We start from the raw sequence: 12672 nt of genomic DNA on the forward strand, positions 1-12672 counted from the left end.
CCTGCGATATGGCAACGAAGACTCCCACCAAGCGTACATCCTCGGCTGGCAAGCCCGCGCGACGGCGCGTGAGCGGCAGGCCCACGGGAGAGGATACGGTGGGCAAACAGGTCATCCTCCAGACGACGGTGGAATTGCTGAAGACCCGGCTGCCGGAGCAACTGACCATCCTCGAGATCGCGGCGGCAGCCGGGGTCGCGAGGACATTGGTCCGGTACTACTTTGGCGATCTCCACGGCCTGCTGCGCGAGGTAACCGAACACCTGATGAGCCAGTTGCAGGATCGCATGGAAGTGGTGATGCGCATGCAAGGCACGGTCCGCGAGCGCGTCCATCAGCGCTTGCTGCTACGTCTGGAGTTCATGCAAGAGCATCCGCATTTCGAGCGGCTGGCGCTTAGCGAGATCTATCACGGCAAGGACGTAGCCGAAGAGGATGCGGTCGGCGATGCGCTGCAACGCATTACCCGACGCGCTCTGGAGCTGACCGACATGATCCTCGAAGATGCGCGAGGTGCGGACATCGATGCGAGGTACGTACACCTGCTGATACTGAGCGTGTCCGCGTTTATCCCCACGGCACAACCTTTGCTCCGACATCTTTTTGGGCCGGGCAAGGAATGTGAGCGACAGGTGGACAACTACCTTGAGTTCGTCTCGGGCATGATCGCTGATGCCATTGATGGCAAACGCGGGCCCGTCACCCCCCGCAAATAGAGGCGAGCGCAAGGCTTCGAGATACCTCAATGCCTTCGGGCGGTCATTGGCGTGGGCCTGGAGGGTGATGCCAGCGCGCCCAACGACCCGATGCGCTTGACTCTGCAAGACCGATCCAACTAAACTGCCACAAATTGCCACTAGTGGAAATTAAAGGCAGTTCGAACAAACCAAGGAAGGACGACTCATGAAAATCGACAATCTCACACCTGCAATCGGTTCCGAGATTCACGGCATCAACCTGGCCGATCCGGATCAGGTGCTTCAACACGCTGAGGACTTGCGCGCCATTCTTGCCGAGCGCCAGGTCATCTTCTTCCGCGATCAGGATCTGACGCCGGAAGCACAAGTTCGCTTTGCGAAGATCTTCGGAAGGGTGGAGCCGGTTTCGTCGACGTTTCCCGCGCATTCGGAAAATCCGTATGTGGAGCTCCTCGTCAGCCAGGGAACCAGGACAGGCACGGACATCTGGCATGCGGATCTGACGTGGCAGACATCCCCGCCTGCCGGTGCATGCCTCTATGCGGTGGACGTGCCGGAAACCGGCGGCGATACGATGTGGGCAAGCATGACGGCGGCGTTTGATTCGCTTTCACCGGCAATGCAGGATCATTTGCGAGGTCTGCGCGCCGTCCACAACTGGGAGGCACCGGCCTTGACCGACAACCTCCGCAAGCGCGATGAAACGGGGGCGCTGTATCGGGCAGCCCGCGAAAAGTATGCGCCGATCGAGCAGCCCGTCATTCTTGAGCATCCCGTCACGGGCAAGCCGGTGACGTTCGTCAACTCGCTCTACACCACCCACATTCGCGATGTGACGAACGACGAAAGTTGCGCGCTCATTGGCTTCCTCAGCGGCCTGGCGAAGGTGCCGGAGTGGCAAGTCCGCTTCCGCTGGACCAAGGGGTCTGTCGCGGTCTGGGACAACCTCGCCACACAGCACTACGCCGTCAACGACTACCACCCCGAACCGCGTCGAATGCATCGCGTCGCCATTCGCTGACGGGCGGAGTATCAAGCCGATTCCTGCACCTGATCTTTCTCTGACCGACTAACCACATCCTCCGACTATGAAAACCAAAGCTGCCATCGCCTGGAAAGCCGGCGCCCCGCTGACCATCGAAGACGTGGACCTGGAAGGCCCCCGTGCTGGTGAAGTGCTGGTGGAAATCAAGGCCACCGGCATCTGCCATACCGATTACTACACGCTGTCCGGCGCCGATCCTGAAGGCATCTTCCCGGCGATCCTGGGTCATGAGGGCGCGGGCATCGTCACCGATGTCGGCCCGGGTGTGACCTCGCTCAAGCCGGGCGACCACGTGATTCCGCTCTACACGCCGGAATGCCGCCAGTGCAAGTTCTGCCTGTCACGCAAGACCAACCTGTGCCAGGCCATCCGCGCCACGCAGGGCAAGGGCCTGATGCCGGATGGCACCTCACGCTTCTCGATCGACGGCAAGCCGATCTTCCACTACATGGGCACATCGACGTTCGCCAACCACATCGTGGTGCCGGAAATCGCGCTCGCGAAGATTCGCCCCGACGCGCCGTTCGACAAGGTCTGCTACATCGGCTGCGGCGTGACCACCGGCGTGGGCGCCGTCATCTTCACCGCGAAGGTGGAAGCCGGCGCCAACGTGGTGGTGTTCGGCCTCGGCGGCATCGGCCTGAACGTGATCCAGGGCGCGAAGATGGTCGGCGCGGACAAGATCATCGGCGTGGACCTGAACCCCGAGCGCGAAGCGATGGCGCGCAAGTTCGGCATGACGCATTTCATCAACCCGAAAGACGTGGGCAACGTCGTCGACCACATCATCCAGCTCACCGACGGCGGCGCGGACTATTCGTTCGAATGCATCGGCAATACGCAGGTCATGCGCCAGGCGCTCGAGTGCTGCCACAAGGGCTGGGGCAAGTCGATCATCATCGGCGTGGCGGAGGCCGGCGCGGAGATTTCCACGCGCCCGTTCCAGCTCGTGACCGGTCGCGAATGGAAGGGTTCGGCTTTCGGCGGCGCGCGCGGGCGCACTGACGTGCCGAAGATCGTCGACTGGTACATGGACGGCAAGCTCAACATCGATGACCTGATCACGCACACGCTGCCGCTGGACCGCATCAACGAAGGCTTCGAGCTGATGAAGCGCGGCGAGTCGATCCGCTCGGTGGTGCTGTACTGAGGAGCGCGCCGTGACCCTCGAACTGCTGTCCGAACACGGCTGCCATGGCGGCGTGCAGCGCTTCTACCGGCACGCATCGGCCACCATCGGGCTGCCAATGCGATTCTCGGTGTACCTGCCGCCACAGGCGCTGGCCGGTGGCGGCAAGCTGCCGGCCCTGTTCTATTTGGCGGGGCTGACCTGCACCGAGGAAACCTTCATGATCAAGGCCGGTGCGCAGCGCTTTGCCGCCGAGCACGGGCTGGTCCTGGTGGCCCCCGACACCAGTCCGCGCGGCGCTGGCGTGCCGGGCGAAGCCGATGCCTGGGACTTCGGCGTTGGTGCGGGTTTCTACGTCGACGCGACCGAAGCGCCGTGGAACACGCACTGGGGCATGGAAAGCTACGTCACGCAGGAGCTGTTTGACCTCGTGAGCCGCGAGCTGCCGGTCGATCCGGACCGTGTCGGTATCTTCGGGCATTCGATGGGCGGACACGGTGCGCTGGTGCTGGCGCAACGGCATCCGCAGCGCTTCCGCTCGGTGTCGGCGTTCGCGCCGATTGCCGCGCCGACGCGGTGCCGGTGGGGACAGAAGGCCTTCACCGGCTACCTCGGCGCGGACCGGGCAGTCTGGATGGACTACGACGCATCGGCGTTGATGAGCCAGCAAACGCGCCCGCCATTTCCGGAAGGCATTCTGGTTGACCAGGGTCTCGGCGATGAATTCCTTGAGGCGCAACTGAACCCCGCGGCATTCGAAGCCGCTTGTGCAAGCGTCGGACAGCCGCTGATCCTGCGGCGGCATGAGGCCTATGACCACGGCTATTACTTCATCAGTACGTTCATTGGCGACCACATCCACTTTCACGCCAGCATTCTGGCGGAGCGCAGTCGCCCAATGCTGACCCGGACATCAACGGTCAGGTAAATGCATCTGAACAGGCTGGCGCGACTTGCCGTGGCCTGGAATTCTTTTCTTCTTAACCAAGGAACTATGAGTATGACCATCTTTACCCACGTTGTGATTGGCACGAACGATCTGGAACGCGCCCGGAATTTCTATGACGAAGTGCTCGGCACACTCGGTGTCCAGCGGGTCATGAACCTGGAGACCGCATCGCTTTGGGGGGCGGATGTCCCGGCGTTCATGGTGACCAAACCGGGCAATGGTCTGCCTGCGACCTATGCCAATGGCGGCACCATCAGCTTTGCGGCGCCAAGCCGTGCCGCCGTCCATGCGTTTCACGAGACGGCACTGAAGCTCGGCGCGCTGGATGAAGGCGAGCCTGGTCCGCGCAGCTTTACACCCACCGCCTACGCGGCGTATGTGCGCGATCCGGACGGCAACAAGATCTGTACCTATTGCTTCGCGTCCGCTTAGTTTGCCTGCTGCTTGCGCGGCTGCGCTCTGGCGCCGGGACGGCAGGCACAGGGCGCTATGACTATCCCTGCCTTCCCGGCCCTTCGATGCTGATGCTCAGATCGACCGCTTCGACGGGCCGGTACCATCGTTTCTCGAAGCAGACGCCACAGGGTTGCGCTCTGCGCTGGCCGCCTGGCCAGCAGGCGGATTGCCGCTGCTTGCCTCGTACCTCGCAACGGCCAGGTCAATCGCGAAGAACATCCTTTCATGCGTCAGCGTCTCGCCGAGCGGCGAGCGCCGGACCATCTCCAGCACGTCCGGGTTCAGGCCGGCCAGCCACATCAGCACGCCGTTTTCCTCGCGCAGCAGCCTTTCGGCGTCGATAAGCATATGCAGCGCGGTGTACTCGAGGTCCGAGACGCCGGCCAGGTCCAACGCCAGGATGCGAGGGCTGGATTCCGCGACCAGCGCGCGCAGCTTGTGCCCGACGCGCCGTGCATTGGCAAAGTAGATGCGTCCTTCGGGCCGCAACATGAGCAGGCCCGGCAGCGTCTCGTCCTCGGGATGCCTGTCGGAACGCGGGCGAAATACGTTGGTCCCCGGTTTGCGAACCAGCACGTACACCGGCGGGTCGGAGGTCTGGTAGGCCAGCGCCAGCATGGAAATGATGATGGCGACGACGATGCCCTGCAGGGTGCCAAGCGCAACGACGCCAACCATGGCGATCAGCGCCCAGCTAAATTCCGTGCGCCGGACATGCAGGACCGCGCGGAATTCCGCGGGCTTGACCAGCGTGATCGAATAGACGATGACCACGGCGGCCAGCGTGGCTTCGGGCATCAGTCCGACCAGCGGGGCGAGTACCAGCATCGTGCCCAGCGACGCCAGCGCAGTCACCAGCCCGGCAAGCTGTGACCGTGCGCCCGCCATCTGGTTGACTGCGGTCTGCGTGGTTCCGCCGCCGGCCGCCATGGCGCCGAGAAACGCACCGGCCAGGTTCGCGAAGCCGGTCGCCAGCAGTTCCCGGTTTGCCGGCGGTGGCGATTCCCCGCTCTGCGCAAATGCGCGGCCGGCGGCAATGCTTTCGGTAAAGCTCATCAGCGCAACGCCAAGTGCCCCGGGCCAGAGCTGTTCCATCAGATCCGGATCGGGCAGCGTGAGCGGCGGCAGTCCGGTCGGCACCTTGCCCACGATGGCCACACCCAACGCAGGCAGGTTCAGCACGGAAACGCCGATGATGCCGATGGCCACCGCGATCAGCGGCGCCGGAGCGCGCGGCAACCAGTGCTCCATGGACAGCAGGATCGCAACCATCGCGATGCCGACGGCCGCGGTGGCCAGCGAGGCATGCGGAATCCCTTGCGCAATCCCCAGCACGTTGTGGAAGAACGAGCCCTTCTGGAAATGGATGCCAAGCAGCTTCGGGAGTTGGTCCACCACGATGACGACGCCGATGCCAGCCTTGAAGCCGATCAGCACCGGCTCGGAGATGAAGTCAGCGACGAAGCCAAGGCGCAGAAGCCTTGCAGCAATCAGCATGGCGCCAACCAGGAACGTCATCGTTGCCGAAGCCGCCACCAGTGTCGCAGTGCCAGGATTGGGACCCAGGGTGGAAAACGACGCGGCTACCAGGATCGCCAGCGTCGTCGTTGTGCTGACGCTGAGCAAGCGCGAGCTGCCGAGCAGCGCATAGACCAGCATGGGAACGAAAGCCGTGTACAGGCCGACCTCGACAGGCAGCCCCGCGATGGTGGCATAGGCCAGCGCCTTCGGGATGACTACCGCTGCGACGGTCAGCCCGGCGATCACATCGGGAGCTACCCACTCCTTGTGGTAGCCATGGAGCCAGCCGGGCAGCGGCAGGCTCGCGGTGCCGCGAGCCCAACGGCGTGGCATGAGGAGTTTCCGGTCGCCCGGCGCGCGATGCGGCATGGCTATGTACCTCCTTCCCTCAATCTTGGAATCCCGGGGCAGGACGTTTGCCGGATGCGCCCCTGCTCCTGGCGCTTGATCAGTTCCTGGTGCAAGGGAAGCAGGGCGTCCCTGTATGCCGTGAAGGACATGGGCGCCTTGACTCACCAGCAGGTCCCGGCACTCGGGCCGCGGCAGCGGTCAAACCTGCACTTGCCCGACAACAGAGTCTAAGCCTTCGACAGGAATTCACAAGTACGGTGAGGCATGCGAGTTCAAGGCGCCAGCCACAGCAATGCGGCATGGAGCAGCACACCCACCGTGCCGCCGACAACCGTGCCATTGATGCGGATGAACTGCAGGTCGCGCCCGATCTCCGACTCGATTTTCCTCGTGATCTCGTCGGGGTCCCAGCTCTTGACGACTTCGGAGATCAGCGCAGGCACCTGGTGGCGGTAGCGGATGACGGCCGCATGGACGAGCTGCAGCCACCACGCATTGAGCCGGTCTTGCTGGGCCGGATCATCGCGCACGCTCGCGCCGAGCGACGCCAGCATGTCGGCGACCATGGCGCGCATCCACGAATCCTCGCGTGCCGCTTCGCTGCCGAGCCACAGGCGCAGACGTTGCCACAGCATGCGATAGCTGTCTTCGCGCTTCAGGTAGCGGATGAAGTCGCGCATCCATGACCGGCCCGTACGGCGGTAGCGGGGGGACGTGCGCAGGCGGACGATCTGCACTTGCATGGCTTCGTCGAGTTGCTGCCGCAACGGGTGGTCCGGCGCGGAGCGGACTTCATGCAGCAGCGCGATGATGCCTTCGACGAACTTGTTGACGATGTAGGCGTCGAGCCGGACCGGTGTATAGCGCGATGCCTCGCTGAACTTGGCCTGTAGCACGCCGGCGTTCGCCGTGAGCCATTTTTCCATTGCGCGCAAGCCGCGATCGAGCAGCGGCTGGTGCCGCTGCTGCTCCGTCAGCACTTGCAGCAAGTTACCCGCCAGGGCCGAGACATCGAGCGTGCGAAGCCAGGGCAGGGCGCTGCGCTCGAACAGGCGGGCGACGTTGTCGTCGTCGAGCACCTGCAGCAGTGCCGGCAGCGAATCCACCACCGGGTCGGCCAGCGTCCGGCTGTTGGCTGGGCTGGCCAGCCAGCTGGCGGCCACCTTTGCCGTGTTGTGCGCGCGCAGCCGGTCGACAATCAGCTCGGGCGCGAGGAAATTCCGCTCGACAAAGCTCCCCAGGCTATCGGCAATGCGCATCTGGTTGCGCGGAATGATTGCGGTATGCGGGATCGGCAGGCCGAACGGGCGGCGGAACAAGGCCACGACCGCGTACCAGTCCGCGACTGCGCCCACGGTGCCGGCTTCGGCAAACGCGCGCACCCACGCAAGCCACGAGGCGTACGAAGGAAAGTAGGCCTGGCCCAGTGCGCTGAGCACCAGCAGCACCAGCATGGCCGCGAGAATAGCGGTTGCCGTCATGCGCATGCGCCGCAGGCCGTTCTGTGCTGGCGTGGCGGGCCGGTCGGGCGCGTCGTGCGGCAGGCGGGTGTCATCATCCGCGAATAGACTCAAGGCGAGGGCTCCTGCAGGAATCTGGATAACCTTGCCGCCGGCGACCCGCAGTGGACCCCGGCGAATGCGCATGGTACCGCGCAATGATTGCACGGGCTTGAACAGCGCCTTCATCGCCTCCGCATTCCCGGCCAAGGCCAGGCTCGCTGGCTTGCTGCCTCCGCGCCGTGACGCAATTACCCTGATCGTGCTATTCCCTTGCCCGCACCTTTGCTGGGATCATGGGGCTGCAAGCAGTGCAGGCGGTTGCACCAATCTCCATGGAGCCGTAAACAGGCTCGACACCATTGTGGCCGACACCGATCCCGATGCGCTGTTCAGGCGCGTCGGTTACTACGACTTCCCAGCCTGCACGGAGCTCACGTCGAGCGGACTGAACCAGGGGTTCGTGCTGGTACGCCATCACACCCTGATCGGCACCGTTCAGACGGTATTTCGTGCCGGCAAGCCGCAGGCGCAGCGCGATATGGCGCTGTTCATGGCGCTCGAAAAGCTCGGGCAACTGGCTGCGCTAGCCGCCCGGGACAGGTTGCCGAAACGGCACGGCTAGGTATCCTTCAAACCACGGCCGCTGCCTGATCGAGCGGCTTGCGTGCCAGCAGGTCCGCGAGCCGCTTCAGTGCCATCGACAGCTGCGTACGCTGCGCCGCGCCGCCGAGCGAGATGCGGATCATGTTGGGCGGCGTCGGCCCTTCATGGAATGCGTCAGAGGGCGTGACGCGCAGTTGTTCATCGAGCGCGGCACGGCTGAACCGCGCAGCGCTCCAGTAGCTCGGCAGTGCATGCCAAAGGTGGATGCCGGCAGGTGACAGCGCCCCGGAGCCAGGCAGCCACTGGCGCGCGATGGCCTGACGCGCGGCCGCTTCCGCGCGAATGCCGGCCAGCAGTTCGGTGGCCGAGCCGTCCTGTATCCACTGCATCGCGAGCGCCATCGATAACGGCGCCGCCATCAGGCTGAAGGCGCGCAGCGCGGACAGCATGGCTTCCTGCGTCTCCGGTCCACCGGGCATCACGACGTAAGCGGTGCGCAGGCCCGGGCTCAGGCACTTCGATAGTGTCGATACGTAGGCAACGCGTTCCGGTGCCAGTGCCGCGATGGGCGGGGGCGCATCGGGCGTGAGCAGCCAGTAGGGATCGTCTTCGATGATCAGCGCATCCCAGGCGGCGGCAATGCGCGCCAGTTCCAGCCGGCGCGCTTCGGGCATGGTGTGCGTGGTGGGGTTCTGCGAGGTCGGATTCAGATACACCAGCCGCACGCCTTCGTTGCGGCATGCGGCCTCAAGCAGGTCGGGGCGCATGCCGTCGGCATCGACGCCGATCGTCACGATGCGGCGGCCCAGCGTGGCGGCCGCGAGGCGCATGCCCGGGTAGATCAGCGGCTCGGCGGCGATGGCGTCGCCCGGTGCGCTGTGCGCCAGGACCAGCGCCGCCAGCGCGCTCTGCGCACCCGGATACACCACCACACGCGAAGGCTCGACCGCGCCCAGCATCGGCGCCAGCCATTGCGCGCCCGCGGCACGCTCGGACGCGCTGCCGCCGCCAAGCTGGTACGTCATCAGCAGGCTGGCATCGGTGCGCAGCGTGACCTGCGTCAGGCCACAGCGCATCACGTCGTTGAAATCGACACCTTCCGGCGGAGGCGGCACGTTCATGCTGAGATCGACGACCTGGGCCAGTTCGGCGGTCTGTGCCGCGACGAAAGTGCCAAGCGTTCCACGCGATTCCACCAGCCGGCGCCGCCGCGCCTCGTTCAACGCACGGGTGACGGTGGTCAGGTCCACCCCAAGGCGGGCGGCCAGTTCGCGCTGCGGCGGCAGCCGGTCGCCGGGCAGCAGCAGGCCGTCGGCCAGCGCCTGCTCGAGGAAGCCGACGATCTGCAGGTAGCGCGGGCCGGCGCCGGCCGAAAACCCGCGCGCCCAGGTCAGCACATGAGGGTTTTCTTGTAGGTTGATAGTCACCGAAAAGTTTGCCTTGTATGGATGTTGTCTTACCTTACCATCGCGACCGCCCCAGGTAAATCCATACAAAGGTTTGTCAAAGATGCGCAAATCCATCGCCGCCCTCGCGCTGTTGCTGGGCGGCTGTTCATTTGAACTGCTGTCCCCGAAAGGCCCGGTCGGCGCGCAGGAGCGCGACTTGATCCTGCTGGCGACCGGCCTGATGCTGACGGTCGTGATCCCGGTAATTGTCCTCACGCTGTACTTCGCCTGGCGTTACCGCGAGACCAACACCAAGGCGGAGTACGCGCCGCGCTGGTCCCATTCGACGGCGATCGAAGTGGTGGTGTGGGGCATCCCGTGCGTGATCGTGGCGGCGCTCGGCATCATCATCTGGGAGACGACGCACAGGCTGGACCCGTACCGGCCGCTCGAAGCGAAAGTCACGCCGGTCGAGGTCGACGTGGTGGCGATGGACTGGAAGTGGCTGTTCATCTATCCGCAATATGGCGTCGCCTCGCTGAACGAGCTGGCCGTGCCGGTCGGCACGCCAGTCAACTTCCGCATCACCGCGGAATCGACCATGAATGCGCTGTTCATCCCGCAGCTCGGCAGCATGGTGTACGCGATGAGCGGCATGCAGACGAAGCTGCATCTGCTGGCCGACACGCCGGGCGTCTACGACGGCCGCTCTGCTGCCTACAGCGGTGCCGGCTTTTCCGACATGCATTTCAAGACGTACGCCACGTCGCGCGAGGCCTTCGACGCCTGGATCGCGCGCGCCCGCGCTTCCGGCCAGGCGCTCGACGAACGCGCCTATGGCGCGCTCAAGCGCCCCAGCAGCAAGGACCCGGTCACCCTGTATGCCAGCGTATCGCCGCGGCTGTTCCAGGCCGTGGTCGATCAGTACATGCCCGGCATGGACGGCGTGTGCCGCTCCGACAACCCGGCCACGCTGCAAGCGGCGCTCTCTCTGCCCGCGCCGGCTACCCCTATCTCCGCGACCCCCGCGACCATTCGCTAAGCCATGTTTGGAAAACTCACCCTCGCGGCCATCCCCACCCACGAGCCCATCATCATGGGCACGCTGGTGGCGGTGCTGCTGCTCGGCGGCGCCCTGGTGGGCGCCATCACTTACTACCGCAAATGGTCCTATCTGTGGACCGAGTGGATCTGCTCGGTCGACCACAAGCGCATCGGCGTCATGTACATCATCATGGCGCTGATCATGCTGCTGCGTGGCTTTGCCGATGCCATCATGATGCGCACGCAGCAGGCCATTGCCGTGGGCGAGGCCGCGGGCTACCTGCCGCCGCATCACTACGACCAGATCTTCACGGCGCATGGCGTGATCATGATCTTCTTCGTGGCCACGCCGTTCATCCTCGGCCTGATGAACGTCATCGTCCCGCTGCAGATTGGCGCGCGCGACGTTGCGTTCCCGTTCGTCAACTCGCTGAGCTTCTGGATGTCGGCGGTCGGCGCCGTGCTGGTGATGATGTCGATGTTCGTCGGCGACTTCGCGGCCACGGGCTGGGTCGCTTATCCGCCGCTGTCAGGGCTCGGGTATAGCCCGACAGTCGGGGTCGACTACTACATCTGGTCGCTGCAGATATCGGGGCTGGGGACGACGCTCACGGGCATCAACTTCATCGCGACGATCCTGCGCATGCGCGCCCCGGGCATGAACCTGATGAAGATGCCGGTGTTCACGTGGACCGCACTGATCACCAACATCCTGATCGTCGCGATCTTCCCGGTGCTGACCGCCACGCTCGCGCTGCTGACGGCCGACCGCTACCTCGACATGCACTTCTTCACGAACGAGCTTGGCGGCAACGCCATGATGTACGTGAACCTGATCTGGATCTGGGGCCACCCCGAGGTCTATGTGCTGATCCTGCCGTGCTTCGGCGCGTTCTCGGAAATCATCGCCACGTTCTCGCGCAAGCCGCTGTTCGGCTACAAGTCGATGGTGTACGCGACTTCGTCGATCGGCGTGCTGTCGTTCTTCGTCTGGCTGCACCACTTCTTCACGATGGGATCGGGCGCCAACGTCAATGCGTTCTTCGGCATCATGACGTCGATCATCTCGATCCCGACCGGTGTGAAGCTGTTCAACTGGCTGTTCACGATGTACCGCGGGCGGATCCGCTTCCATTCGTCGACGCTGTGGACCATCGGCTTTATGGTGACCTTCGCCATCGGCGGCATGACCGGCGTGCTGCTGGCGGTGCCCGGCGCGGATTTCGTGCTGCACAACAGCCTGTTCCTGGTTGCCCACTTCCATAACGTGATCATTGGCGGCGTGGTGTTCGGCTGCCTGGCGGCCATGTCGTTCTGGTTCCCGAAGGTGTTCGGCTTCCGGCTCAACGAGTTCTGGGGCAAGGTGTCGTTCTGGTGCTGGCTGATCGGCTTCTGCCTGGCGTTCCTGCCGCTGTACGGCCTTGGCATGAAGGGCATGACGCGCCGGATGAACCACTACGTCAACCCCGAATGGCAGCCGTGGCTCATCGTTGCGATGATCGGCGCGCTCATCATCGGCGCCGGCATCCTGGCACTGCTGTGGCAGATCTACGTCAGCGTGCGCGACCGCGAGCAGAACCGCGACCTGACCGGCGACCCGTGGAACGCGCGCAGTCTCGAATGGTCGACGCCGTCGCCCGCGCCGCACTACAACTTCGCGATCGTGCCGAACATCACGTCGCTCGAGCAGCATTGGGACGACAAGGAAGCTGGACGCGCATGGCAGGCGCCGGCGCGCTACGAAGACATCCACATGCCGCGCCCGACGGCGGCGGGCTTTATCGTGTCGATGTTCGGGCTGGTGCTCTGCTTCGGCTTCGTGTGGCACATCTGGTGGCTGGCCGGGGCCGGTCTTGCCGGGATGATCGCCACCTTCATTGCGCGCTCGTATGACCGCGACGTCGACTACTACGTGCCGGCGGAGGAAGTCGAGCGCACCGAACGCGCGCGCTTCGAGCAGATGCGGCAAGCCACTCTCTGACAGAC

The 12672-nt window shown here is 64.5% G+C and carries 11 protein-coding genes; 8 read left to right on the forward strand and 3 right to left on the reverse strand.

What is annotated here, in order from left to right; all coding sequences use genetic code 11:
- The first annotated feature begins 98 nt into the window (after window positions 1–98).
- The 5 genes from ACIGJG_RS26350 (at window position 99) to ACIGJG_RS26370 (ending at window position 4253) form a co-directional block, all read left to right on the forward strand.
- Window positions 99–716 (forward strand): TetR/AcrR family transcriptional regulator, encoded by a 618-nt coding sequence (locus tag ACIGJG_RS26350; RefSeq protein WP_245001805.1) that lies wholly within the window; start codon window positions 99–101, stop codon window positions 714–716.
- A 187-nt stretch (window positions 717–903) separates the two neighbouring features.
- Entirely contained in the window at window positions 904–1719 is an 816-nt protein-coding gene (locus ACIGJG_RS26355) for a TauD/TfdA dioxygenase family protein (protein WP_220630207.1), read from the forward strand.
- A gap of 67 nt (window positions 1720–1786) precedes the next feature.
- Entirely contained in the window at window positions 1787–2893 is a 1107-nt protein-coding gene (locus ACIGJG_RS26360) for an S-(hydroxymethyl)glutathione dehydrogenase/class III alcohol dehydrogenase (RefSeq protein WP_140950159.1), read from the forward strand.
- 10 nt (window positions 2894–2903) lie between these two features.
- On the forward strand, window positions 2904–3800 hold the full coding sequence (fghA, locus tag ACIGJG_RS26365) for an S-formylglutathione hydrolase (protein WP_483673313.1): 897 nt from the start codon (window positions 2904–2906) through the stop codon (window positions 3798–3800).
- Window positions 3801–4253, forward strand: coding sequence for a VOC family protein (locus tag ACIGJG_RS26370; protein WP_483673314.1), 453 nt, complete (start codon window positions 3801–3803; stop codon window positions 4251–4253). It begins immediately after the preceding gene.
- 96 nt (window positions 4254–4349) lie between these two features.
- On the opposite strand, the gene ACIGJG_RS26375 is transcribed toward ACIGJG_RS26370, so the two are convergent.
- Both ACIGJG_RS26375 and ACIGJG_RS26380 read right to left on the reverse strand, forming a co-directional pair.
- A complete protein-coding gene (locus ACIGJG_RS26375) occupies window positions 4350–6131 on the reverse strand; it encodes a SulP family inorganic anion transporter (RefSeq protein WP_220630211.1) in 1782 nt (593 codons plus the stop codon).
- A gap of 290 nt (window positions 6132–6421) precedes the next feature.
- Window positions 6422–7723, reverse strand: a complete 1302-nt coding sequence (locus ACIGJG_RS26380; protein ID WP_235679737.1) for a DUF445 domain-containing protein — start codon at window positions 7721–7723, stop codon at window positions 6422–6424.
- 70 nt (window positions 7724–7793) lie between these two features.
- On the opposite strand from ACIGJG_RS26380, the gene ACIGJG_RS26385 reads away from it, so the two are divergent.
- Complete coding sequence (locus tag ACIGJG_RS26385; RefSeq protein ID WP_483673315.1) at window positions 7794–8273, forward strand: hypothetical protein; 480 nt, start codon at window positions 7794–7796, stop codon at window positions 8271–8273.
- 7 nt (window positions 8274–8280) lie between these two features.
- Here ACIGJG_RS26385 and ACIGJG_RS26390 read toward each other — a convergent pair whose 3' ends face one another.
- Window positions 8281–9681: an aminotransferase-like domain-containing protein gene (locus ACIGJG_RS26390; protein WP_483673316.1), complete on the reverse strand. Its 1401-nt coding sequence runs from the start codon at window positions 9679–9681 to the stop codon at window positions 8281–8283.
- Window positions 9682–9763: 82 nt separating this feature from the next.
- Here ACIGJG_RS26390 and cyoA point away from each other — a divergent pair, with 82 nt between their 5' ends.
- Window positions 9764–10684, forward strand: coding sequence for a ubiquinol oxidase subunit II (gene cyoA, locus ACIGJG_RS26395; RefSeq protein ID WP_220630213.1), 921 nt, complete (start codon window positions 9764–9766; stop codon window positions 10682–10684).
- A gap of 3 nt (window positions 10685–10687) precedes the next feature.
- The gene (gene cyoB / locus ACIGJG_RS26400; protein ID WP_011300694.1) at window positions 10688–12667 is read left to right on the forward strand and encodes a cytochrome o ubiquinol oxidase subunit I; all 1980 of its coding nucleotides are present in this window, start codon (window positions 10688–10690) and stop codon (window positions 12665–12667) included.
- The last annotated feature ends 5 nt before the right edge of the window (window positions 12668–12672 follow it).

It is taken from the genome of Cupriavidus sp. C1SS-2L, assembly GCF_057073735.1.

Coding starts and splice junctions, on each gene's coding strand:
- ACIGJG_RS26355 (WP_220630207.1), top strand. CDS start 904: ATGAAAATCGACAATCTCACACCTGCAATCGGTTCCGAGATTCACGGC.
- ACIGJG_RS26360 (WP_140950159.1), top strand. CDS start 1,787: ATGAAAACCAAAGCTGCCATCGCCTGGAAAGCCGGCGCCCCGCTGACC.
- ACIGJG_RS26370 (WP_483673314.1), top strand. CDS start 3,801: ATGCATCTGAACAGGCTGGCGCGACTTGCCGTGGCCTGGAATTCTTTT.
- ACIGJG_RS26375 (WP_220630211.1), bottom strand. CDS start 6,131: ATGCCACGCCGTTGGGCTCGCGGCACCGCGAGCCTGCCGCTGCCCGGC.
- ACIGJG_RS26385 (WP_483673315.1), top strand. CDS start 7,794: ATGGTACCGCGCAATGATTGCACGGGCTTGAACAGCGCCTTCATCGCC.
- cyoA (WP_220630213.1), top strand. CDS start 9,764: ATGCGCAAATCCATCGCCGCCCTCGCGCTGTTGCTGGGCGGCTGTTCA.
- cyoB (WP_011300694.1), top strand. CDS start 10,688: ATGTTTGGAAAACTCACCCTCGCGGCCATCCCCACCCACGAGCCCATC.